At 50.5% G+C, this 24082-nt stretch carries 19 protein-coding genes; all 19 read left to right on the forward strand.

Going from position 1 to position 24082, the window contains the following annotated elements; translation table 11 throughout:
* The first annotated feature begins 4 nt into the window (after nt 1-4).
* Nucleotides 5-859, forward strand: coding sequence for an ABC transporter permease (locus tag AJ81_RS07920; RefSeq protein WP_031505020.1), 855 nt, complete (start codon nt 5-7; stop codon nt 857-859).
* A gap of 10 nt (nt 860-869) precedes the next feature.
* Complete coding sequence (locus AJ81_RS07925) at nt 870-1853, forward strand: ABC transporter ATP-binding protein (protein WP_031505021.1); 984 nt, start codon at nt 870-872, stop codon at nt 1851-1853.
* A gap of 12 nt (nt 1854-1865) precedes the next feature.
* On the forward strand, nt 1866-2816 hold the full coding sequence (locus tag AJ81_RS07930; protein ID WP_081708937.1) for an ABC transporter ATP-binding protein: 951 nt from the start codon (nt 1866-1868) through the stop codon (nt 2814-2816).
* 14 nt (nt 2817-2830) lie between these two features.
* Complete coding sequence (locus AJ81_RS07935) at nt 2831-5146, forward strand: glycoside hydrolase family 3 N-terminal domain-containing protein (protein WP_031505023.1); 2316 nt, start codon at nt 2831-2833, stop codon at nt 5144-5146.
* Nucleotides 5147-6127, forward strand: coding sequence for an acetylxylan esterase (locus tag AJ81_RS07940; protein WP_031505024.1), 981 nt, complete (start codon nt 5147-5149; stop codon nt 6125-6127). It abuts the gene before it with no gap.
* A 3-nt stretch (nt 6128-6130) separates the two neighbouring features.
* Complete coding sequence (locus AJ81_RS07945) at nt 6131-7267, forward strand: ROK family transcriptional regulator (RefSeq protein WP_031505025.1); 1137 nt, start codon at nt 6131-6133, stop codon at nt 7265-7267.
* 1 nt (nt 7268) lies between these two features.
* Nucleotides 7269-8762: a xylulokinase gene (xylB, locus tag AJ81_RS07950; protein ID WP_231845480.1), complete on the forward strand. Its 1494-nt coding sequence runs from the start codon at nt 7269-7271 to the stop codon at nt 8760-8762.
* Nucleotides 8763-8815: 53 nt separating this feature from the next.
* Entirely contained in the window at nt 8816-9181 is a 366-nt protein-coding gene (locus AJ81_RS07955; protein WP_218915834.1) for a hypothetical protein, read from the forward strand.
* A gap of 201 nt (nt 9182-9382) precedes the next feature.
* Entirely contained in the window at nt 9383-10366 is a 984-nt protein-coding gene (locus tag AJ81_RS07960; RefSeq protein WP_031505028.1) for an ABC transporter permease, read from the forward strand.
* Between the two features lie 10 nt (nt 10367-10376).
* Nucleotides 10377-11492 carry an ABC transporter permease gene (locus AJ81_RS07965; RefSeq protein ID WP_031505029.1) on the forward strand — a complete coding sequence of 372 codons (1116 nt, stop codon included), beginning with the start codon at nt 10377-10379 and terminating at the stop codon, nt 11490-11492.
* Nucleotides 11493-11502: 10 nt separating this feature from the next.
* Nucleotides 11503-12492, forward strand: a complete 990-nt coding sequence (locus AJ81_RS07970; protein WP_031505030.1) for an ABC transporter ATP-binding protein — start codon at nt 11503-11505, stop codon at nt 12490-12492.
* Nucleotides 12479-13519: a dipeptide ABC transporter ATP-binding protein gene (locus AJ81_RS07975; protein WP_031505031.1), complete on the forward strand. Its 1041-nt coding sequence runs from the start codon at nt 12479-12481 to the stop codon at nt 13517-13519. The genes AJ81_RS07970 and AJ81_RS07975 overlap by 14 nt, the downstream gene beginning before the upstream one ends.
* A gap of 16 nt (nt 13520-13535) precedes the next feature.
* The gene (locus tag AJ81_RS07980) at nt 13536-15497 is read left to right on the forward strand and encodes an ABC transporter substrate-binding protein (RefSeq protein WP_031505032.1); all 1962 of its coding nucleotides are present in this window, start codon (nt 13536-13538) and stop codon (nt 15495-15497) included.
* Nucleotides 15498-15582: 85 nt separating this feature from the next.
* Entirely contained in the window at nt 15583-17604 is a 2022-nt protein-coding gene (locus AJ81_RS07985) for a beta-galactosidase (protein ID WP_096325212.1), read from the forward strand.
* 10 nt (nt 17605-17614) lie between these two features.
* Complete coding sequence (locus AJ81_RS07990) at nt 17615-19657, forward strand: alpha-glucuronidase family glycosyl hydrolase (protein WP_031505034.1); 2043 nt, start codon at nt 17615-17617, stop codon at nt 19655-19657.
* A gap of 296 nt (nt 19658-19953) precedes the next feature.
* On the forward strand, nt 19954-20997 hold the full coding sequence (locus AJ81_RS07995) for a GntR family transcriptional regulator (RefSeq protein ID WP_031505035.1): 1044 nt from the start codon (nt 19954-19956) through the stop codon (nt 20995-20997).
* Between the two features lie 12 nt (nt 20998-21009).
* Nucleotides 21010-22335: an extracellular solute-binding protein gene (locus AJ81_RS08000; protein WP_051368792.1), complete on the forward strand. Its 1326-nt coding sequence runs from the start codon at nt 21010-21012 to the stop codon at nt 22333-22335.
* A gap of 43 nt (nt 22336-22378) precedes the next feature.
* Nucleotides 22379-23254 (forward strand): carbohydrate ABC transporter permease, encoded by an 876-nt coding sequence (locus tag AJ81_RS08005; RefSeq protein WP_231845478.1) that lies wholly within the window; start codon nt 22379-22381, stop codon nt 23252-23254.
* Nucleotides 23251-24072 (forward strand): carbohydrate ABC transporter permease, encoded by an 822-nt coding sequence (locus AJ81_RS08010; protein WP_031505038.1) that lies wholly within the window; start codon nt 23251-23253, stop codon nt 24070-24072. The genes AJ81_RS08005 and AJ81_RS08010 overlap by 4 nt, the downstream gene beginning before the upstream one ends.
* Nucleotides 24073-24082 lie beyond the last annotated feature (10 nt).

The following is a 24082-nucleotide window of genomic DNA, read 5'->3' on the forward strand; positions in this document are numbered from 1 at the left end:
TACGATGAGGACACTCAAAGATCTTCTAAGAGACGGTAGATTTAGGTTCGCGTTCACAGTGTTTCTGGTTCTTCTGGCTTTGTCTGTGATGTCCTTCTTTTCACCTTACGATCCCTACAGGTGGAACGTTGTGCCACGCGATCTTCCACCTCAGTGGCCACACGTGCTCGGCACGACCTCCACCGGTCAGGATCTTTTCTGGTTGCTCACCTTCGCTGTGCGTAACTCTCTAACAATGTCCTTGATTGCCAGCATGGTCTCACGTGTCATAGCCATCATCATCGGTTTGACGGCGGGTCATAAGGGTGGAAAGACTGAGAAAATTCTCATGTTCCTCAGTGATTCTTTCTTGATCATTCCTTTGCTTTTGATCATCCTCATGTTCGCAGTGATGGTCAAAGGTAGAATGAACCTACTCGGACTCGGACTGTTGCTCGGTGTGTTCGGTTGGGCATGGGACGCGAGAGTGATAAGATCGCAGGTGTTGAGTCTGCGTGAGAGGGATTTCACTTACACTGCCATCCTTTCGGGTTCTTCGACGTTAGCCATAGTTTTTAAGGAATATATGCCGTTCCTGATTCCTCTGGTATTCGCGACACTCATTGGAAACATGTCCTGGGCGATTGGGATGGAGATAGTCTTGGCGATTCTGGGTGTTTTGAATCTGGAAACACCGATGATCGGAACGATGTTGTACTGGGCGATCAACTACCAATCGATTCTGTTGGGTTACTGGTGGTGGATCCTCACGCCTGTGACCACGAGTGTCTTCTTGTTCATCGCGCTCTATTTGATGTCTGTGAGCATCAGCGAATACCTCGATCCGCGAATGAGAATTCAAAGGATAGGTCGAGCCTGAGGTGTTGCGGATGAAAAAGCTGATCGAAGTGAAGAAAATTAAGGCGTACTACGTTCTTGACATCTTCGGGAAGCAGAGGACCGTCAGAGCTGTGGATGGCGTGGATTTGGACGTTTTGGAAGGCTCAGTGCACGGAATAGCGGGCGAGAGCGGTTGTGGCAAAACCACACTGCTCAAAGTTCTTTTTGCAGCTATTGAGCCACCGCTGAGAATGATCGATGGGAAGGTGTACTACCTGAATGGCACGGGAACCATCGATCTTTACGCGATCGATGAGTCTGAAAGGAAGAAACTGAGATGGTCCTTTGCTTCCTATGTTCCCCAAGGCTCCATGAGTGTGCTCAATCCCGTCCTAAAGATAAAAGACACGTTCAGAGACTTCATTTCGAGTCATCTGAAAGGGAGAAGCAAGATTGAAGCGTACGAGATGGCCAGAGAACACATTAGGGATTTGGGCTTGCCTCTCAAGATCTTGGATGCCTATCCACACCAGCTTTCCGGTGGCATGAGGCAGAGAGTCACCATCGCGCTCGCTACAGTCTTGAAACCTAAGGTCATCATCGCCGACGAACCCACCACAGCGTTGGACGTGGTAACTCAACGTGGCGTCATTCAGCTTTTGAAAGACATACAGTCGCGGCAGGGTAGCGCGCTCGTTTTGGTCACGCACGATATGGGAGTGCACGCGAACATATCGGACATGCTGAGTGTGATGTATGCAGGAAAAATCATAGAGGAGGGAAGGACTGAGGATCTGTTCGAGAATCCGAGACATCCTTACACGCAGTACCTCATCAAATCATTACCGAGATTCGGTGACAGATCGAAGAGGGAGAGCCCTCCGGGTAGCCCTCCTTCACTCTTCAATCTGCCTACGGGATGTGCGTTTCATCCACGCTGTCCGTTCAAGATGGTCAAGTGTGAAAAGGAAGAACCTGTGATCTTTAACGTGGGCGAATCACACAAGGTCGCATGCTGGCTCGCGGAGGGATGACAGTTGACGGAAATGCTGAGAGTTCTGAACCTGAGGAAGGTGTTCACCATCGGTGGTATCTTTTCCCGGGCGAAGATAATTGCGGTGAACGATGTGTCTTTCGAGATAAAGAAGGCAGAGATCTTCACGCTTGCGGGCGAGAGTGGTTGCGGCAAAACGACGATCGCAAAAATACTGTTAGGTTTCGAGCATCCCACAGGAGGAATCGTTGAATACAAGGGACGAAGGATAGACAACATTAAACCCAACGAAAGATTCAGCTTGAGAAAGGAGATACAGGCGATCTTTCAGAACCCTTTTTCCACGTTCAACCCACTGAGAAAGGTTGACAGATACTTTTTTGAAGCACTTCAAAACTTTGGGATCGCGAAGGAAGAAAGAGAGGCTGAGAAGATCGTCAGGGAAAAGCTGGAGGCTGTCGGCGTGGCGTACGAGGAGTTTCGTGAGAAGTATCCGAGCGAGTTCTCCGGAGGTCAGCTTCAGAGAATCTCCATTGCCCGGGCGCTCCTGACGAATCCGAGTTTGCTGATCGCAGACGAACCTGTTTCCATGGTCGATGCTTCCCTCAGAATGTCCATAGTGAACCTGTTCAAAGACTTACGCGACAGGTTCGGTCTGAGTATTCTCTACATAACGCACGATCTTGCCACAGCGTACTACGTGAGCGATCGAATGGCGATAATGTTCCGCGGTGAGATCGTCGAGCTTGGTCCTGCGGAGAAAGTCTTGCAGGAGCCTAAGCATCCTTACACGCGACTGCTGAGAGACTCCGTCCCAGAACCGGATCCTTCAAAACGTTGGACTTCGAAGGTGTTACTCGCAGAACAGGAGCACGAGGAATACCTGAGAATGGGCTGCAAATTTGCTGGAAGGTGCCCGAGTGCGATGGAAATCTGTAAGAGAGAATCGCCAATTCACTACGAGGTCGACGGGGTAAGGGTGAAGTGTTTCCTGTACCGTTGAAGGAGGGTGGTAAGGTGGAACTCTACAAGAGATCGGATTTACCCGCAGAGATCAGAGCGAGAGATTTGCTGTCGAAGATGACCTTAGAAGAAAAGATGATGCAGCTGGGTTCTGTCTGGGGGTACGAACTTCTTGACCAAGAGGGACGCTTCTCTGAAGAGAAGGCGAACGAACTGTTGAGGCACGGCATAGGACAGATAACGAGACCCGGTGGGGCAACGAACCTGGAGCCAGCAGAGGTCGTCAAGTTTGTGAACCAAATTCAAAGATACCTGGTTGAAAGGACCAGACTTGGCGTTCCAGCGATGGTTCACGAAGAATGTCTCGCAGGGTACATGGGCTTGGGAGCAACGAACTTTCCGCAACCCATAGCGATGGCGAGTACATGGGATCCTGACCTGATCCGCCGTGTGGCACACGCCATTGGAAGCGACATGAAGAAAGTTGGCGCACATCAGGGACTTGCGCCAGTGCTCGACGTGGTTAGAGATCCAAGGTGGGGAAGGACCGAAGAGAGCTTTGGCGAATCACCTTACCTCGTGGCACGTCTGGGCGTCGCCTACGTTGAAGGGATTCAAGAGAACGGTGTCATAGCGACCACGAAACACTTTGTTGCCTATGGTGCCTCTGAGGGTGGCAAGAACTGGGCGCCGAGCACTGTCGCTCCGAGGGAACTGCGTGAAGTTTTCATGTTTCCGTTCGAAGCAGCTGTTAAATGCGCCAACGTCATGTCGGTGATGAACTCTTACAGTGAGATCGACGGCGTTCCGTGTGCTTGCTCGGAGGAACTCTTGAGTGATGTGCTCAGGAAAGAGTGGGGTTTCAAAGGGATCGTAGTCTCTGACTATTTCGCCATCGATGTTTTGAGAAGTTACCACAGAATTGCCAGAGACAAAGGCCAAGCGGCGAAATTAGCCCTCCAGGCAGGTATCGATATAGAACTTCCCAGGATAGATTGCTACTATGAACTGAAAAGACTCGTTGAGACGGGTGAGGTTTCTGAAAGTGCTCTGGATGAAGCGGTCTACAGGGTATTACTGATGAAGTTCCGGCTTGGATTGTTTGAACACCCTTATGTGGAAGATTGTGCCTCGTTACCAAAGCACGACGATCTTGCACTGGAAGTGGCGAGAAAATCGATCGTTCTTCTGAAAAACGATGGAATACTTCCTTTGAAGAAGAACCTCAGGGTCGCGTTGGTGGGGCCAAACGCGAAGAGTGTACGGAACATGTTCGGTGACTATTCTTATTACACACACATAAAGGCGCTACTCGACACCGCCAATCTGGGATCGATCAACGCGCCGAGTTTCAATCTGAAGAGAGTGGATCAGATCGTCAACAAGGAACTGCAGCGCGTCATGAGTGTGTACGATGCGTTGAAGAGTGAAGGTGTCGATGTTGAATGGGCCGAAGGTTGCGGTGTGCTGGAAGGAGACGAAAGCACTATTCGTGAAGCAGTAAATCTGGCGGAGAAATGTGACGTGATCGTGGCTGTAATGGGCGACAGGTCTGGTTTGACGAAGGACTGTACATCGGGTGAGTCAAGGGACAGCGCGAATTTGAGGCTTCCCGGTCTACAGGAAAGATTGTTGCTGGAGCTTGCGAAGACGCACAAACCCATCGTGCTGGTGCTTTTGACCGGCAGACCGTACGCACTGGAAAGTGTCGAGGACAAAATGAGTGCGATACTGGAAGCGTGGTTGCCAGCGGAAGCCGGTGGACAAGCGATCGTGGACGTGTTGCTCGGCAGAGTGAACCCTTCTGGAAAGCTTCCGATCAGTTTTCCAAGAAGTGCTGGTCAGATTCCCGTGTTCCACTATGTGAAACCCTCTGGCGGTAGATCACACTGGCACAAAGACTACGTAGATGAGCCGGTCGAGCCACTTTATCCGTTTGGACACGGTTTGTCCTACACGAAATTCGAGTACTCGAACTTTTACATCGAATCCAAGCGAGTTCCCACAGCCGGCGAGATCGTCCTGAAAGTAGACGTGAAAAACGTGGGAGAAAGAGAGGGAGAAGAAGTCGTTCAACTGTACGTTGGTCGAGAGCACGGTTCGGTGACAAGACCCTTGAAGGAACTGAAGGGTTTTGCGAGAGTGCATCTCGAGCCCGGTCAGAAGAAGACGGTGCAGTTCAAGATACATACCGATGTCCTTTCCTATTACAACAGAAGGATGGAGCTCGTTGTCGAGCCTGGTGTGTACAGGTTCATGGTGGGCGCTTCATCTGTCGATATCAGGTTCTCGGATGAGGTGGAGTTGGTGGGCGAGGAGAGAAAGGTCCCAAGTCTGAGGAAATTTTTCAGTGAAACGGAGGTATTCTGAGTGGCACAGTACGATCTGCCACTCGAGCAGTTGAGACAATACCTACCTGAGAGGAAAGAGGAACCGGACTTTGATGATTTCTGGCGGGAGACAATAAGTGAGAGCCTGGGGCGCTTCGAGCCACCAGTTTTTGAAGAAGTGGATTCTGGACTGAAACTGCTGAAGACTTACGATGTCACGTTCAGCGGATACATGGGTCAGAAGATCAAGGCATGGTTTATCGTCCCGAAGGACTTGAAGGATGAACTTCCATGTGTGGTCGAGTTCGTTGGTTATGGTGGTGGAAGAGGTTTTCCACACGACTGGCTACTCTACGTGTGTGCAAACTTCGTGCACCTCGTCATGGACACGCGCAGCCAAGGAAGCAGCTGGCTCAAAGGCGACACGCCGGACTATGAACCTTCTCATGGACCACAGTATCCTGGCTTCATGACGAGGGGCATACTCGATCCGAGGACTTACTACTACAGAAGGGTTTTCACCGATGCCGTGATGGCCGTTCAGTCTGTCGCGTTTCTTCCAGGCGTCGATGCCAAGAGGATAGCCGTGGCGGGGACGAGCCAAGGTGGCGGCATAGCGCTCGCCACCGCGGCTCTCGCTCAGGGGGTGAAAGGGCTGATCTGTGATGTGCCTTTCCTGTGTCACTTCGAGCGGGCAGTGAAACTGGTGGACAGCATGCCTTACGCTGAGATCAGTAGTTACTGCAAGGTTCATCCAGAACAAACCGAGACAGTTTTCAAGACGCTGTCTTACTTTGACGGGGTGAACTTTGCAGTGAGAGCAAAGTGTCCGGCCTTGTTTTCCGTGGCACTCATGGACGACATATGTCCACCTTCCACGATCTTCGCTGCCTACAACTACTACGCCGGACCCAAGAGAATCGAAGTCTATCCTTTTGCTGGCCACGAGGGAGGGGGATCGTATCACACAAGACTTAAGATACAATTTTTGCAAGAGATTTTTTCACTTCGGGAGGTATGAGCCTTGAAATACAACTCTCCGTGGATCAAAGTGCTCAACAAGAGGAACATTTTGAAGATCGTGCATGAGAATCGACCCGTGTCGCGTTCGGAGATCTCCGAAATCACGGGCTTGACACCGAGCAGTGTCACACGGATCACGAAAGAACTGATCGAAGAGGGCTTCGTGCAGGAAATAGGCTCGGAAGGGAAGAATTCCCCTGGTAGACGTCGAATCCTGCTCGATATAAAGAACAATGCGTTCCTCAGTCTCGTGTTCGATGTCGGCGTGAACGTCACCACCTACGGCCTCGGCTACTTCGATGGTACAGTGTCGCTCGGTGGTTCCTTCGAGACGCCCAGGGCACCCGAAAAGTTCTTCATGAAAGTGAGAGAAATCTTCGAGAAGTACTCCCTCGACAATAAGATCAGCCGTGTTTCGTTATCTGTGCCAGGTATGGTGAACATGGAGGAGAACCGAATACTGATGGCACCGAACCTTGGTTGGCGCGACGTCTCGATAAATGAGTTTCTGCAACTGGGCGTTCCGATACTCGCAGACAACGAGGCTAACCTCTCCGTACTTGCGGAGAAGTACCATTCAGAGGATATGAAGGAAGTGAAGGAGGCAATCTTTATAGTCGTGAGGGAAGGTGTCGGCACGGGTGTTCTCATCGACGGGAAGTTGTACCGTGGCCCGACGTACACAGCGGGCGAAGCTGGGCACATGACGGTGGACATGCGCTCCAACAGGCTTTGTCACTGTTCAAACAAAGGGTGCTGGGAATTCTATGCGTCGATCAACTGGGCGATAGAACACTACGAAGGCAAATTGGAGGGGAAGAACGCGATAGAGAAGTTCGCCGCGCTGAAAAAGAGAGAAGACAGCAGAAAAGTTTTAGAAAAGTTAGCTCAGAACATCGCGATCGGTATCGTGAACATTGTGAACATCCTGAATCCGGAAATAGTGATACTGGGTGGAGAGGTTCAGGACCTTGGAGAGTACTTCTATCGGATCGTACAGGAAGAGGTCAAACAGAGGGCACTGAAGGACGCGACGAAGCAACTGAAGATAAGACCTTCGATCTTCGGAACCATAAGTTCGAACTTGGTGGGTGCTGCGGTCCTCGCCGTCGAGAACATCATTGAGAACGTGAGGTGAGGTGGTACTCTTGGAATTGTTTCTGGGCTTAGACCTTGGAACGACCGGGGTGAAGGGGATCCTCGTTGATGCGAGGGGAAGCCTTGTCGCCGTGCACGGTGAAAGACTTTCGCTCTCGACCCCAAAGCCGGCGTGGGCAGAGCAAAATCCCAACGAGTGGTGGTCCGCAACGTTGAAAGTGTTGAAAGCACTCTCAAACCGTTCGCGTGAGATTGGCGGAAGGATACGGGCACTCGCCACGAGTGGGCAGATGCACAGTCTTGTGGTCGTCGATGGGGAAGGTCGTGTTCTTCGAGATGCGATACTGTGGTGCGACCAGAGGACTTACGTTGAGTGTGACGAGGCCACGAATTTGCTTGGAGGAGAAGAGCAGGTTCTGAAGATCGTTGGTAATCCGATCCTGCCTGGTTTCACACTGCCGAAGTTGCTCTGGCTGAGAAAGAATGAACCTGAGCTGTACAAGAGGATTTACAAGGTCATGCTCCCAAAGGACTTTATCAACTACATGCTCACGGGTAACATAGCAACGGACCATTCGGATGCATCCGGAACCACAATGTACGACGTTTTCAGAATGCGCTGGAGCGAAGAACTTCTCAGAACTTTGAAGATATCAACTGAGATTCTTCCCGAGATTCTGCCATCGAACGGAATCGTTGGAAAGGTGAAACGAGAGCTCGCAGAAGAGCTCGATCTTCAGGACGTGATCGTCGTCGCGGGGGGTGCGGACAACGCCTGTGCGGCGCTCGGTGTGGGTGTGATCGAACCGGGAGACGTGATGGTGAGCCTTGGTACCTCTGGGACCGTGGTGGCACCAACGGACGTTGGTTCGTACGATCCAATGGGCAGGGTTCACTTCTTCGCACACACGGTTCCAAACATGAGATACCACATGGGCGTGATGCTCACAGCTACGTACTCTCTGGAATGGTTCAAGGAGAGATTTTTGGAAGAGGGATACGACGACATAAACGACTGTGTGGCGAGAACGCCGATCGGTTCGAACGGGATCATTTTCTTGCCCTATCTGAACGGTGAAAGAACACCTCACAGGGACCCGCACGCGAGGGGTGTAATCTTCGGACTGTCTTCCTTCCATTCGAAGTGGGATGTGGTGCGCGCGATCTTCGAGGGGGTAACTTTCGGAATAAGAGATTCCTTCGAGATTCTTAAGGAACTGGGCCTGGAACCCAAGAACGTACGTATTACTGGAGGAGGTTCGAAGAGTAAGGTTTGGAACCAGATGTTGGCCGATGCACTCGGCGTTGAGATACAGAAGCCCCTGGTGGATGAAGGGGCATCTTACGGTGCGGCGATCTTGGCGTGTTCAGGTTATTCAAAACTGGATGTGAGAAAGGTATCTAAAGAGTGGTTCAAGCTGAGGGAAACGACTCGACCAACGCCCGAAAACAGAGGAGCTTATGATAAGGTCTACGCGAGATTTAAGGAATTGTACCACGTTTTGAAGGACACGTTCCGGGAGGGACAGGTCTGAAAAATGCTCTGGCCTACGTTTTCCTGTTGATCAACGTTTTGTTGTCGTTCCAGATGCTTTTCGAAGCGTACAAGTTTTTCTACACCGCGGCTGCTTCGGTAGGAATGAAGATCGAAACGATGAACGTCCTCAACAAGTTTTTTATCATCGTCTTCGCGGTGTTGATCATCGCGATGATTGTGTATTTTGAAAACCATTACAGAAACAGGGCCAAGGAAGGGATGAAGAGACTTCTTGATCGCTTCTTCATCTTCACAGGGCTTCAATTCTTACTGATCACATTCTTTCAGACTCCTTTCTTCCTGACGCTGGGCTACAGGCTTGGTTGGTCGGAGTGTGCGAGGTACTTTGTCAAACCCGCGCTCGGTATCCTGCTTGTGTTTTTCTCACTGAGACTTCGTTCAAAACACGATCACTGAACGTACCGCATGTCGATGAGCGAGCAAGAATGTGAAAGAAGGTAGAACAAAAAGCCAGAATGAGAAATGCTGAAAAAGAAGTGTGAAAAGTGAGAACCATTCTATTTAATCCAGGGATATCACCCGACACTGCGATTGACACGAATGTGACGGTCATGTCAAAATAATTGCGGTCAGTAAAGAAACAACGGGGGTAGTTTCATGCTCACTTACCTGTTAAGAAGGCTTTTCTTCGCAATACCACTCCTCTTTCTCATAGCGGTCGTCTCGTTCATCATCATAGAACTCCCACCGGGAGATTATCTGACAGTGTACGTGATGAACCTCAAGCAAAGCGGTGAGGCCATAGATGAAGCAGCTCTGCAGGTTCTCAGAACGCGCTACGGCCTCGACAAACCTCTCCTGGTGAGATTCTTCATATGGTTCAAAGGAGTTCTTAAGGGCGACTTTGGTTATTCCTTCATGTGGGAAAAACCGGTCAGTCAGCTCATTGGACCGCGCCTTTGGTACACGGTGCTCATCTCGGTGCTGGCAACCGCTTTCGCCTGGGTCTTTGGTTTTCTCATCGGTGTCTACTCAGGCATTCATCAGTACTCGATAGGCGATTACACATTCACCGTTCTCGGTTACATAGGCCTTGCGACTCCGAACTTTCTGCTCGCGTTGATACTCCTCTGGGCAGTGTACGTGACTTTCGGTGTGAGCTTAGGTGGATTGTTCTCGCCGGAGTACGCGAACGCTCCGTGGAGCTGGGCAAAGTTCGTTGATCTCTTGAAGCACATCTGGTTACCGGTGATCGTCATAGGTACGGGCAGCATGGCAGGCCTGATAAGGATTCTACGTGCGAACTTGCTGGACGAGCTCGAGAAGCCTTACGTGATTGCGGCAAAGGCAAGGGGCGTTCCCGGCAAGGAACTGTACTGGAAATACCCGCTGCGAGTGGCGGTGATACCGTTCGCGAGTACCGCAGGATGGGTTCTGCCCGAGATAGTTTCTGGTGCGGTTGTGACCGGGATCGTTTTGAACCTTCCAACAGTGGGTGTGATACTGCTCGATGCTCTCAAATCGCAGGACATGTATCTGGCGGGGAGCCTGGTGATGTTCTTGAGCATATTTACGATCATTGGAACGGTGATTTCCGACATCCTCCTCGCATGGTTGGATCCGAGAATACGTTTCGAGTGAGGTAGACCGGATGGCGATCAACGGGCGTGTGACCAAGAGAACCAAGGTTGAAGAGATCTATTTAGCGTCAGAATGGAAACTGATGTGGTGGCGGTTCAAGAAGAACAAACTCGCGATCGTTGGGCTCTTGGTATTGTTCGTTTTGTATGTCCTTGGTATCTTCTGTGAATTCTTCGCACCGTACAATCCTGAGAAAATCTACTCAGCTTACGTTTATGCTCCACCGCAGAGAATACATTTCTTCAAGGATGGCAAACTCACCAGGCCGTTCGTTTATGGTTTCAAGATCGAGCGCGATCCACAGACTCTCAGAAGGATTTACAAAGAAGATCCGAGCAAAGTTTATCCGATCAAGTTCTTCGTGAGAGGAGACGAGTACAAGTTCTGGGGGATGTGGAAAACGAACCTGCACTTCTTCGGAGTGGAACGAGGCACGATGTTCTTGCTTGGCACGGATCGAATGGGCCGTGATGTTCTGTCACGTGTGCTCTACGGAGCGAGGATATCAACCACGATCGGTTTGGTTGGAGTCTTTCTAAGCATGGTGTTGGGTATCCTGATAGGTGGCATTTCGGGATATTACGGTGGCTGGGTGGACAACTTCGTGCAGCGGTCGATAGAGTTCATCAGGAGTATTCCAACTATCCCGTTGTGGATGGCACTCGCAGCAGCGTTGCCGAGGTATTGGTCACAGGTGAAGGTCTATTTTGGAATCACCGTGATCCTTTCTCTGGTAGGCTGGACTGGTTTGGCGCGTGTCGTACGAAGCAAATTTCTGGCGCTCAAAGAGGAAGACTACGTTGTTGCTGCGAGACTTGCTGGTGCAAGCGAATTCAGGGTCATTTTCAAGCACATGTTGCCAGCCCTGACGAGTCACCTGATAGCATCCGTGACACTCGCGATACCGGGCATGATCCTTGGTGAGACTGGACTGAGTTTTCTGGGTTTGGGACTCAGATCCCCTGCCATAAGCTGGGGAGTTTTGCTGCAAGAGGCGCAGAACATAAGAACTGTCGCATTGTATCCTTGGCTCCTTTCGCCTGCATTCTTTGTAATCGTGACAGTTTTGTGTTTCAACTTTGTTGGTGATGGTTTAAGAGATGCGGCAGATCCCTACAAGACATGAGGGGAGGAGCATGAGGAAGGTTCTGGAAGTTAAGAACTTACGAACTCACTTTGAGCTTGTTGAAGGAACTATTAGAGCCGTCGACGGGGTCAGCTTTCAGTTGAACGAGGGTGAGGTGCTGGGCATCGTCGGTGAATCAGGCTGCGGAAAAAGCGTGACGGCGCAGTCTATCATGAGGATACTCCCAAAGTCGGCCAAGATTGTGGGTGGGGAGATCTTGTTTTGGAACCAGCAAGGTGCGATGGATTTGACAAAGCTGGATTCTGAAGGCGAGCAGATGAGAAACATTCGAGGAAAAGACATCGCGATGATCTTTCAGGAACCGGCCGCCTGTTTTGCCCCAGTTTACACCGTGGGTGAACAAATGATCGAGGCCATCCTCTTGCACGAAGACATGTCGAAGCAGGAAGCGAGAAGATTGGCACTCAAAATGCTCGAAAAGGTCAAGATACCCAATCCAGAGAGCGTTCTGGACCGATACTCGTTTCAGCTCTCGGGAGGAATGCTACAAAGGTGTATGATTGCGATGGCTCTGTCCTTGAATCCGAAAGTCTTGATAGCTGACGAACCAACGACAGCACTTGATGTGACGATTCAGGCACAGATAATCTATCTGGTGAAGCAACTCCAAAAGGAGTACAGTTCTGCGATCATGTGGATCACGCACGATATGGGCGTGATTGCGCAGATATCTGACAGGGTTGCCGTGATGTACCTGGGACAAATCGTTGAGACGGCACCGGTCAAGGATCTTTTTCGAAACCCGCTGCATCCCTACACAAGGGCGCTGTTGCGATCCATACCAAGGTTGGCCCGAAGGAAGAAGAAGCTTGAAGCGATAAAAGGTGTCGTACCCGATCCTTATAACTTACCCATCGGTTGCCGGTACCACAACAGATGTGATAGCTTCATCCGAGGTCTTTGTGATGAGCGAGAACCGACGGAAGTCGAAGTCGATGTAGCCCACAGAGTGAAGTGCTTCCTTTATGGGGGTAGATGAATTGGCCGCTGAACACAAGTTGCTCGAAGTGAGAAACTTGAAGAAGTATTTTCCTATCGAAAAGGGGCTCTTCAAGAGGGTCGTAGCGTATGTGAAGGCAGTGGATGACATAAGTTTCGATTTGTTTGAAGGCGAGACCCTCGCCCTCGTTGGAGAGTCCGGTTGCGGTAAGACGACGACTGCACGCTGCATACTTCGAGCCATCGATCCAACTGAGGGTCAGATACTACTCAACATCGATGGAAGAATGGTGGACGTGGCAAAACTAAGTAGGAAGGAACTCAAGCCGCTCAGGAGGTATATGCAGCTGATCTTTCAAAATCCGTACACATCTTTGAACCCACGTTTGAAGGTGAAAGAAATCGTTGGAGAACCGCTGCTCGTTAACAAGATCGCCAAGGGCAAGGAACTGGAAGAGAAGGTCGCCGAACTCCTGGAAGCTGTTGGTTTGAGGCCGGAGTACATGGTCAGATATCCTCACGCGTTCAGCGGTGGTCAAAGACAACGGATCGTCATAGCAAGAGCTCTGGCCCTGAGACCAAGGTTGGTCATATGCGATGAGCCCGTTGCAGCCTTGGATGTGTCGATACGCGCGCAGATTTTGAACCTGCTCATGGAACTGCAGGAGAAGTTCAAGCTGACCTACATCTTCATCTCGCACGATTTGAGCGTGGTTCAACACGTGAGTGACAGGGTAGCTGTGATGTACCTCGGAAGGATTGTCGAGCTCGCGTCGACTGAGGGGCTCTTCGACTCGCCGAAGCATCCTTACACCGAATCCTTGCTTTTGTCGGTTCCCAAACCAGACCCGGAAGCGGTCGAAGAATTCAGGCCCATAGAGGGCGAAGTCCCGAGCCCGGTCAACCCGCCGTCTGGTTGCCATTTCCATCCGAGGTGTCAGTACGCGGAGGAAGTCTGCAGGACACGAGTGCCTGAGTTTCGAGACGTAGGTTTAGTCGAGAATCCGCACTACGTTGCTTGTCACTTTGCGGAAAGACTTTCGCTGAAAGGCGTGAGGCAACTTTAAGAAAGGGGGTATCTGCATGAGGGTTCGTCTGCTGGTGGTTTGTGTACTGGCTCTGATTGTGTCTTGGGCCTTCGCCTGGGGTGTGTACGCCACGCCGGCGGATATGGAGAAGCAAACCGGTAAGAAGATCACGCAGTACAAAGAATCACCCATGCTGGCAGACCTTGTAAAGCAGGGAAAGCTTCCTCCGGTGCAAGAGAGACTTCCCGAAGAGCCACTCGTGGTCATACCGCACGAAGAAGTAGGTCAGTTCGGGGGAACGTGGAGAAGAGTTTGGAAAGGTTTGGCGGACCAGTGGGGAATCTACAAGATCGTCGAACCACATTTGGTGTACTGGGACATGGAAGGCGGATCGTTCCTGCCGGGTCTCGCCAAGGCTTGGGACATACTCGAGGATGGCAGAGTCTACATCTTTTATCTGAGGAAGGGTGTCAAGTGGTCGGATGGACATCCGTACACAGCGGACGACATACTGTTCTGGGTCGAAGACATGGTGGCGAACAACGATCTGACGCCGACCAAGCCGGAATGGTTCAGGATCGGAGGCCAGGAAACGAAGGTGACGAAGATCGATGATTACACGATCAAGTTCGAGTTTGGCAAACCTTACGCTTTGTTCATGCTCCAGGTCGCCTACAGCACAGGTTTTACAGGGGCTCCCAAGCATTATCTGAAGCAGTTCCATCCCAAGTACACGCCCATGGAAAAAATCGAGGAAGAGATGAAGAAGGTCTCCGGAGTGAACACCTGGGTCGATCTGTTCAACCAGAAGAACAACATAGTGAGGAACGTGGAGTTGCCAGTGCTCGGACCGTGGAAGGCCATCACTGACCCGACCGAACCGTTCTACGTGTTGGAGAGAAACCCATACTTCTGGGCAGTCGACATCGAAGGTAACCAGCTTCCTTACATAGACTACATCAGGCACGAATACGTAACGGACAACGAGATCATCCTTTTGAGGGCTATTTCTGGGCAGATCGACATGCAATGGAGACACATAGGTGGTCTTGCAGCGGGAGCCGGAAACTACACATTGCTGAAGGAGAACGAAAAGAAGGGTGATTACAGGGTTTTGAACTGGATTGCTGCGAACGGATCGGTCAGCAGGGTATCATTGAACCCCGCACACCCAGATCCGGTTCTGAGAAAGATCTTCAACGATGTCAGGTTCAGAAGAGCCTTGTCTCTGGCGATCGACAGGGAGGAGATAAGCGAAGTTCTGTTTAACGGTATGGCCAAGCCCAGGCAGGCGTCTTTCGTGAGCGGTTCGGCCTATTACGATCCTGAGTGGGAGAAGGCGTACGCCGACTACAACCCGGACCTTGCGAACAAGCTGCTCGACGAGATGGGACTCAAGTGGGACGCCAAGCGCGAGTACAGGTTGCTCCCCGATGGCAGGCCTCTCAGGTTCACCGTTGAAGTCACCGGGCAAATGCATGCCGACGTGTGGACCATGGTGAAGGAACACTGGAAGAGGATAGGGGTCTGGATCGAGGTCAACAACATCGAAAGGTCCCTGCTCGAGACCAGGATGGGTACGGGTGAGTACGATGCGGCCGTGTGGGCGTTCGACAGGGCAGCGCAGCCATTGGCTTCCCCGATGCTCACCTTCCCGGCTGTGACGCAGTATTCAGACTGGTGGTATGCGCCGTGGAGCACGTGGATACAAGCTTACCTGAAGGGTGAAACACCACCTGCTGATGCAGAAGTGCCACCACAGGAAGTCATCAGGCTCGTCGATCTGTGGCAGATGATACAGACAGCCACGAGCGATGAGGAAATCAAAGAGTACATGAGAGAGGTAACCAAGATCCACAGAGAGAACCTGTGGCTCATTGGAACGGTCGGAGAAGACCTATCGCCAGCGATCGTCAAGAACAACTTCAGAAACGTTCCAGAAAAGATCGTGACTGACGACGTTTTGAGAAGCCCGCTCAACGCAATGCCCATGCAGTTCTTCATCAAGCAGAAATGATCCAGGTGAACTTTCGCTTCAGGGGCCTACCATTATGGTAGGCCCTTTTCCAAAACTTTCGTGAGAGGTGGTCCTTTTGATTGATATGAAAAGAAACGGTTTCTGGTACGGTGGGGAATGCTATCCAGAACAGTGGGATGAGGATACCTTCAAAAGAGATCTGCGATGGATGAGAGAAGCGAACATGAACATCGCGACAATCGGCGTCTTCTGTTGGGCCATTGTCCAGAAGGACGAGTCCACTTATGATTTCTCCTTCTTGGACAGAGCGCTCGAGATCTTGGAGCATGAAGGATTCTATGTTTGCCTGGCCACGCCGACGGCTGCCCCGCCACTCTGGATGGTTCGAAAGTATCCTGAGATCTTGTCTGTGGATGTGAACGGGCACATGAGAAAACCCGGTGGCAGGGCGAATTTCTGTCCAAACAGCGAAAAATACAGAGAATTCTCTGTAAGAATTGCGGAGAAACTCGCAGAGAGGTATAGAGACTATCGACCATTGGTGCTCTGGCACGTGAATAACGAGTATTCGAACTATTGCTACTGCGAAACGTGCGAGCGAAAGTTCAGAGAATGGTTGAAAAATAAGTACGCTTCTCTGGATGAGCTGAACAAGAAATGGTATTCAGACTTCTGGAGCCAGAGAATCTACGACTGGGAAGAAATTAGCCTTCCAACTACACGGAACTTCCTCCTGTTCAGAAAAGACAGGCTCCAATCCATAAACCCGGCGATTTATCAAGACTACAGGAGATTTATGAACGAGAGCCTGCTGGAATGTTTCGAGCTGGAGTACCAGGCTCTGAAGAAGTACACACCGAATGTGCCGGTCACGACGAACCTCATGGCTACCTTCAAACCTCTTGACTACTTCCTGTGGGCCAAGAAGATGGACGTGATATCGTGGGACAGCTATCCGGACTACGGAGAGGATCACGTGAGAGTCTCATTGAGATGTGCGCTGATGAGAGGTGTCGCCCGTGGAAAACCTGTGGTTCTCATGGAACAATCCCCATCACAAGCGATATGGAAATGGTACAACCATCAGAAGTCTGCCTCAGCTTTGAAGTTACACACGTTCCAAACCATTGCACACGGTGCCGAGGCGGCACTCTACTTTCAGATCCGCCAGTCCAAGGGTGGTTGCGAAAGGTTCCACGGAGCGGTCATAACGCACGCAAACACGAACGGGACGCGCGTTTTCGAAGCTGTGAAGTGTATCGGCGAGGATCTGAAGAAACTCGAAGACAGGGTTCTGAACACGCGTGTCGATGCACAGGTTGCAGTCCTATTTGACTGGGAAAGCTGGTGGGCGCTGGAGGACAGCCCGGGACCGAACATCGACTTTAGCTACCTACAAGAGGTCGAGAAGTACTACAGGGCGTTGTTGAGAATGGGTGTAGGAGTCGACGTGATAGGTGTGGAAGAAGATTTCAGTAAGTACAAAGCCATCTTCGCTCCAACACTGTTCATGGTGAGCGACGAAATCGGCAGAGATATAAGGTCATACGTGGAATCCGGCGGCATCTTTGTAGCGACCACTATGAGTGGGGTTGTCGACGAGAACAACTTGGCCTGGCTCGGGGGTTATTTGGCATCCATGAACGATGTTTTCGGCGTGCGGGTTGAGGAATTCGATGCGTTTCCGTTGAGCGAAGAAAGAACGGTCTTGTTTTTGGGAAAGAAATATCTGGTGAAGCTCATTGAGGGGTTGGTGAGGGTCGAGAAAGCCTTCGTGATGGGAACCTACTCAGACGGACTGTACGCGAACGAACCCTGTATCACCTTCAACCAGTATGGCGAGGGATTCGCTTACTACGTTGCTGCCTGTGCCTCGCAAGAACTGTGCAACGATTTTGTTCGATACATCGTCGAGAGACATGGAATTGAAACTTCCTTCAGCGGTCCTGTGGACGGTGTCGAGGTAGTGAGGAGGCGCAGCAAAGATTCAAGAATGTATTTGTTTGTCATGAACTTTGACAGCAAGAGAAAGCAAGTTCTCCTGAAGGAGGGCAAGTGGCGAGACCTCATGAGTGGTCGAACTTTCTTTGACAGCTTGGTTTTGGAACCGCACGGTGTGTTGATCCTCGAAAAGGTAGATATTTGAGGTGAGAAGGATGAACAACGAGTACGAACTTTGCTGGCTCGAATATCGAAGATTACCAGACTGGGAAATTGCTTGCCACAGAGAATGGTTCAAATCGGCGGTGCCCTTTGCTCAACCATGGGAAGTCGAAACGGCACTCACAGAGCTGAAAACTTTTGCGAGAGACGCCTTAGGAACGAAAATGCTGGTTGAAAACACTATCCAAAATCAAAGAACAATAATACTCGGGAAGATTGACAAACTCAGTGAGCTGTTCGATGTGCCGAAACTCGAAAGAGAAGGTTCTTTCTTCCTTGCGCACAGGAAGCTTTCCGGTAAAGACACTCTCGTGATTGGTGCGATCGACACAGCTGGTTTGGTGTACGGCACGTTCGAGGTCATCAAACGTGCCAGGCTTGGCGAATCCTTTGAGAAAATGAATGTGGTTCAAACGCCTGCAATGCCGCTGAGAATGATCAATCACTGGGACAACTTGGATGGCTCCGTGGAGAGGGGTTACTCTGGAAGGTCCATCTTCTTTGAGAAAGATCGCGTTATCCTGAATCGTAGAACAAGAGATTACGCCAGATTGCTGGCCTCGGTGGGTATTAATGGCGTGGTCATAAACAACGTCAACGTGAGGGGCAAGGCAGTGCAATTGATCGATGATGAAAAGTATTTGAAAGCACTGTCGAAGCTCGCGGAAGTTTTCGGAAACTACGGTATAAAATTGTATCTCAGTGTGAACTTCGCTTCACCGATGTATCTTGGAAAGTTCGAGACAGCTGATCCGTTGGACGACAGGATAAAGAAGTGGTGGAAAGACCAGGCCAGAAAACTGTACAGTTTCATCCCAGATTTTGGGGGTTTCCTTGTGAAGGCCGATTCTGAATTCAATCCAGGCCCACACTACTTCGGTAGAACACATGCAGACGGAGCAAACATGCTGGCCGAAGCTTTGGAACCGTTCGGAGGTGTTGTGATCTGGCGTACTTTCGTCTACAACTGCTTACAGGACTGGAGAGATTACAACACCGACAGAGCGAAGGCAGCCTACGAAAACTTCAAGCCACTCGATGGGCAGTTCAGGGACAACGTAATCCTGCAGACCAAGTTCGGCCCAATGGATTTCCAGGTGAGAGAACCTGTTTCACCACTGTTTGGAGCTTTGGAACGGACGAATCAGATCCTCGAACTGCAGATCACCCAAGAATACACCGGTCAGCAGATACATTTGTGCTACCTTGGACCTTTCTGGAAAGAAATACTTGATTTTGACACATTCGCCAGAGGCCGAGGGTCCTTTGTGAAGAGGATCGTCGATGGCACAGTTTTCAACAGGAAGTACTGCGGTATGGCGGGAGTCTCCAACGTGGGAAGGGACCCAAATTGGACAGGACACGATTTGGCACAGGCGAATCTGTACACGTTTGCAAGACTCGCTTGGAATCCGGATGAGTTGGTGGAAAAGATCGTTGATGACTGGATCACCCTAACGTTTGGAAAAGATGAGGAAGTCAAAGCGACCATCAAGCACATGCTCATGAATTCTCACAGAGCTTATGAAAAGTATACCACGCCATTCGGGTTAGGCTGGATGGTGAATCCCAATCATCACTATGGACCGAATCCGGAGGGCTACGAGTATTCCAAGTGGGGGACTTACCACAGGGCGAACCACGAGGCTATCGCTGTGGACAGGTCATCGAAGGGAACTGGCTTCACATTGCAGTATCACTCACCCTGGAGAGAGATCTTCGACAGCATCGAGACGTGCCCGGAAGATCTCTTGTTGTTTTTCCACAGAGTTCGCTACGACCACAAGCTGAGATCCGGCAAGACTCTGCTTCAATCAATGTACGATTTACACTTCGAAGGCGTCGAACAAGTCGAAGAGTTCTTGAAGGCATGGCAACGGCTCGAGGGAAAGATCGATCCAGTCAAGTATAAGCGTGTGCTGGAAAGACTCACAGTGCAGTTGGAGCATGCTAAGGAGTGGAGGGATGTGGTCAACACGTACTTCTACAGAAAGACGGGGATAAGCGATGAACGTGGGAGAAAGATCTATCCCTGAGCGTTCAGAGCTGTTCATCTTCAACGAGGACTGAGTGTGAGCGTCTCGGCGAGCGAGCTCATTTCGTTTTTGTTGCTTCTTCTACCTCTTTTCTTTCACCACCGAACAGTCATCGCTCAAGAACGTGCCGAGCGTGAGACTAACCGAGTCCAATTTTTTCCTGGCCAGCGGGTGCGAATCGTGTTTTGTGTAGATACGCTCGCGTAGCCTCACTGGAACAATCTTGTCCGAGCTGTTGACATTTTTGCAATAACATGATATAACATGTCATGATGAGTACAAGCAGGCAAAAACCCATGTACAAGGTCGTCAAGGAGTATCTGCTGAACAAGATAAAAACTGGTGAGCTCCTGCCGGACGATCGAGTTCCGTCCGAAAAAGAGCTCATGGAGATGTTTCAAGTCAGCAGGATCACGGTGAGAAAGGCGATAGACGAGCTGGTGATCGAGGGTTATCTTTACAGACTGCAGGGTATAGGGAGCTTCGTGAGAAAGAAGGAAGAACACGAAAAAGCGTCGAACCTGATCGGTGTCTTTCTGAGCTCAGCATCGGATTTTCTCAGCGTTGGGATACTCAGAGGCATAGAACAGCACATCTCGAGTCTGGGTTTTCACGCCGTGGTTCAGTTTGCAGATGAGAACGGTTCTTCTGAAAGGGAAAAATTCCAGAGACTTTTGGAACTCAACGTATCTGGTTTCATAATCTTTCCGCACATCAGCACCTTAAAGAACGAGTCGGTCAAACGGCTCGTCGTTGAAAAACGTCCGATCGTCTTCGTCGACAGGACTGTGGAAGGAATGGATGGTTATTCCGTCGAATCGGACAACCGCAAGGGCGCCTACGATGTGACCAAGCACTTGATAGAAGTTCATGGATACAGACGTATCGCGTTCATCACGTGGGAAAAACCGAAAGTAAGCAGTGTGAAGGACAGATTCCATGGTGCGAGTTTAGCGTGCAGTGATATGAATGCCAACCTAACACTCATCGAAGTCGAAAGGGGTAGAGTCAAACAACTATGCCAAGAACTGAAAAACTTCGATGCAATTTTCGCATGCACGGATCTTCTTGCGGTTGAAATCATGTCGGGTCTACAGATGTGTGGTGTGCAGGTCCCAAGGGACGTGGCGGTGGTAGGATTCGACGATCTACCGTTCAGCGTTTTCGTTCAGCCGAGCCTGACGACCGTCAGGCAGTATCCCGAACGAATGGGAGAAAAGGCTGCAGCGATTCTACTCTCACTCTTGAGCTGGGGCGAAATTCCCATCAAAAAGCATTACGTTCCAACGAAGTTGATCGTGAGAAATTCGTGCGGGTGTGTGGAGCACCATCATTTCTGAGGGGGTGTTACTGTGAGAAAGTGGCTGGTGGCCGTGTTGGTGTCGATCATGGTAATCATCGCGGTTGGACAGAAAGTAACCATCATCGCCAACGCGATCAAGGGTGGTAAGAACACGCAAGTGGTCGACTGGTTCGAAAAGTACATTCCTGACATCGAGAAAGAGCTGGGTATCACAGTCGAGTTGATCCAGACGGGTATCAAGGACGAGGACTTCAAGGCAAGGATCGTTCTGGACATCAAAGGTGGAGGCGGAGCAGACATACTCTGGATCGATGGTTTCTGGGTCCCAGAGTTCGTCGAAGCCGGGTATCTGAGACCCATAGACGATATACTTGCAGAGATACCAGCTTGGAAGTACTACTATGAACCGATGAAAGCGATGGGCAGCTACAAGGGCAAAACGTATCTGATACCGGCCGGTACCGATGTGAGAATGATTTACTACAACAAAGAGCTGTTCAGGAAAGCCGGAATCCCAGTACCATGGCAGCCGAAGAGCTGGGAAGACATCATCAAAACGGCGAGGATCATCAAGGAGAAGCTACCGGGCGTGATACCCATTCAGCTCAACGCGGGCACTGAGATGGGTGAAGCGACCACGATGCAAGGTTTCTTCATGGTCTTGCTGGGTGCTGGTGGTAACCTGTACGATTGGGAAACTGGCAAGTGGATCGTTAAGAGCAGTGCCCTGAAGGACGCGTTGAACTTCTACAAGCAAATCTACGTGGACGAAAAACTCGGCGATGCGGCTTTGCAGGTGTCTCCAGGTGCGAGGGAAAAGACGTTCGAACTGTTCAGACAAGAGAAGATCGCGATGTACGTCGAAGGAACTTGGTTCTACACATCGGTGCTGAACCCGAACAACCCATCCTGGGGATTTCCCGACAGAGACGAGCGCATCGGTTGGGCTGCGATGCCCGGTCGTGGCAAACCACAAGATCCTGAGTTCGTTTCGATCTCCGGTGGTACCGGTTTCGCCGTAAACGTCAACTGCAAGAATCCGAAGCTCGTCGCAGAAGTCCTGAAGAGATTGCTATACGTTGAACCCCAGTTGTCCTACTTCCAGATGAAACCGTTCGTGTCGCCAAGATCGGATCTTGCCGACTCATGCTGGACCGTCAACAAAGACAAGTTCATCGCGGAGACGAGTCGCACTTTGGTTAAGTACACAACCTTTAGACCAGCCTTTCCAGTTTATCCTGAGATCTCGTTCCAGGCTCAGTTGCTCACAGAGAGGGTTGTAACCGGACAGATGAGTGTTGAAAAAGCCCTCGAAGAGTTCGCCAAAGAAGTGACGAAGATCGTGGGCAAAGAAAACGTCATAGAGAAACCGTGAAACATGGGCGGGCTCTGCCCGCCCTTTTGTGGTGGTGAAGAGATTGAAACGGTCTTTGATGGGTAGAAAGGTCATCATATTCTTGTTGATACCTGCGCTGAGTTTGATCTTTGTGTTTCTCATCTTGCCGGGTGTTTGGGTCTTGAAGATAGGCATGACGAACGAAACACTCACCGGAGCCAAAGCGAGAAATCCTGATTTTGTGGGGTTTGAAAACTATGCGAAGGTTTTGAGCGATAGATTCTTTTACAACGCACTGAGAATAACACTTCTGTTTGTCCTCGGGTCTGCGATCATCGGTCAAGCGGGGCTTGGACTTTCGCTCGCCTTGCTCACCTACAGAAAGCGGAGACTGAAGAGTTTCGTTCAAAGCGTGGTGATCCTGGCGTGGATCATACCAGAAGTCGTGGTTGCCTATCTGTGGATAGCGTTCCTCGATAAAGATTATGGAACGTTGAACGTGCTTCTTTCTGCGATTGGTTTGAACAAGATCAACTGGTTCTATGAGTATCCACTTTTGACGATCATCGTCTTCAACGTCTGGCGAGGAACTGCCTACTCCATGCTATTGTTTTCTGCTGCCTTGGAAACGATCCCACCTTCTTATCTTGAAACTGCGGAAGTGATAGGCGCATCGAGTTGGAGAAAATTCAAAGACGTCGTTTTCCCAAACATAAAATCTTACATACTGACCGACCTGATTCTCATAACACTTTGGACCTTCAACGTTTTCACTCCCTATTTGCTTACTGGTGGAGGTCCCTCGTTCAGGACTGAACTTCTGTCGATATACATTTACCGAACGGCATTTCGATACTTCAAACTCGGTTACGGTGCATCCATCGCCACGATCGCGTTGTTGATCAACTTCGCGCTCGCGATGTTCTATTTGAGCCTGTCCAGGAGGAGAAGGGCATGAAAGATCCAAGAAGAACGAGCAAGATCGTTTCCTACATAATCCTCGCACCCATCGTGGCTTTCTTCATCTGCCCCATAGTCTGGCTCGTTGTCACGCCGTTTTCAATCAGACCTTCTCTGTTCATCTCTCTGAGCGGATTCACGTTGAACAATTTCGCGCGCGTCTTCCAGAACCGGACCGCGATAAACGCCTTTCGCAACAGCCTCGTGATCTCCGTTTCGGTGGTCGTCTTGGTGACGACGTGTGCGCTGTTCGCAGCTTATGTTCTTTCCAGGCACGATTTTAAGGGGAGAAACGTTCTTCTGTACATGCTCGTGCTTTTTTCGAGTGTGGTGAGTGGTGCCGCTGCGATGGTACCGATATTCATCTTGAATCTGAGGCTCGGATTGGTTAACACCGAACTGGGTGTGATTTTGACGCTGTCGGGTGGGATTATGCCCACCGCTTTGTTCATCTTGAAAGACTTCTTCGACTCGATACCAAGAACTTACGAAGAAGCGGCGCTCGTGGATGGGAGTTCCCCTATGCAGGTCATGTTTCGCATCTTCTTACCACTCTCGAGCAAGGGGATCATCGTCATAGCGATGCTCGTTTTCACACAGTCTTGGAGCAACTTCCTTGTGCCGTTCGTTCTTCTCAGATCGACGAGCAAGTACCCTGTTTCAGTTGCGATCTACACTTTTTTTAGTGAGGTGGGCGTTCCGGACATAGGCATGATATCGGCGTACGCTTTTCTTTACACCCTGCCCGTTATCTTTGCCTACGTGCTCATAGAACGTAAATTCGGTTTTTCCTTCTATGGTGGCATCAAAGGTTGAGGGGGTAAGA

This window comes from Pseudothermotoga hypogea DSM 11164 = NBRC 106472 (assembly GCF_000816145.1).
Taxonomy (GTDB): Bacteria; Thermotogota; Thermotogae; order Thermotogales; family DSM-5069; genus Pseudothermotoga_A; species Pseudothermotoga_A hypogea.